Origin of the sequence: Cupriavidus sp. KB_39 (genome assembly GCF_052114485.1) — a bacterium.
Classification (GTDB): domain Bacteria; phylum Pseudomonadota; class Gammaproteobacteria; order Burkholderiales; family Burkholderiaceae; genus Cupriavidus.
Genome location: NZ_JBFREV010000137.1, coordinates 1 through 1097 on the forward strand (window position 1 = coordinate 1; position 1097 = coordinate 1097).

The window sequence follows — 1097 nt, forward strand, 5'->3', positions numbered from 1 at the left end:
TGACGAAAGCTGGCTGTATCGCGTTCGGCATGCATGGCGCGGACACGGCCTGGCGCGGCATGCGACAAGCCTGGACCGGGCACGACACTGCAACACTGACTCAGCAGGGCGCAACGAAGCTCGCAGAGACCATGCGGGCGCCGCCGGACATGGCCGGCAATATCGGGCTGTCGCTGGATATTGGTGTGGGATTCGGCCTCGCTGGCATGCTGAAGGCGGCGCGGGTGGCGAGTATTACCACAGGGCGGATTTACTTGGTGCAGCACGAGGCGAAGACCGCCGGCGGATCGGGCGGCCATACGATTCGGAAGCACGTTGGAAAGACTGACGCGCAACTGCGGGAGAGACTTGTCAGGGAACCGGGTCTGGACAGGGCTTCAACGTTCACCAACTTACGTGCGGCGGAAGAGGCGATTTCAGACGTGATGCGTGCGCAAAGCAAACAGATTGCGGCATGGGCCTCCGGCAGTGCTTCCACGTTGAGGCTTAAGGGGATCTTGGGAAAGCCAGTGGGAAGAGTGTTGCTACGAAGTACGGGAAAATCGCACGATGCACGGACTGTAACCGTTGTGCTGAAACGCGGGCAGCACAACGACATGCCGTTCTATATTCTTACCGCATACACGAATATCTAACTGTCATGGACGAGACGAGATACACGGAGCTATCCCATTTCCTCGGAATATATTTTGGTCAGGACTATGATTTGTGGGGCCAGAACGCGGAGGAGTTGATTCGTGCTTATATCTGCGAATCAGACGCGACTATGTGGAAATCGATGCTTCTGGAAATCGAAGCATTCAGAAAGAACCATATTGCGGACCTCGACGCGGCATTCCAGCGCGAGTTCGACTGTGCGATTGACTTGACCGTTTGGGGATTCACAATCGAATCCTTCCTCGAGGAAGTCCAAAGGCATCTGAAAGAGGCCATATAAAAAAGGCCGGGATTCCAACCCGGGCGGGGAGAGGGGAGCGATACGCTGGCGTCAGCGATCGTAGTCCTCTCGAAATTTCCTTGTTCCCGCGTGGGTTTGCGCCATCTCAATAGTGCGCTGGCGCTGGGTCGGTAGCGTCGGGCCTCTCTTTTCATGGGGG

The 1097-nt window shown here is 56.9% G+C and carries 2 protein-coding genes; both read left to right on the top strand.

Annotation, left to right across the window (positions count from 1 at the left end; all coding sequences use genetic code 11):
* On the top strand, window positions 1-635 hold a 635-nt coding region (locus tag AB4Z27_RS29105), incomplete at its 5' end, for an RNase A-like domain-containing protein (protein WP_441645998.1).
* 5 nt (window positions 636-640) lie between these two features.
* The gene (locus AB4Z27_RS29110; RefSeq protein ID WP_186296975.1) at window positions 641-937 is read left to right on the top strand and encodes a contact-dependent growth inhibition system immunity protein; all 297 of its coding nucleotides are present in this window, start codon (window positions 641-643) and stop codon (window positions 935-937) included.
* The last annotated feature ends 160 nt before the right edge of the window (window positions 938-1097 follow it).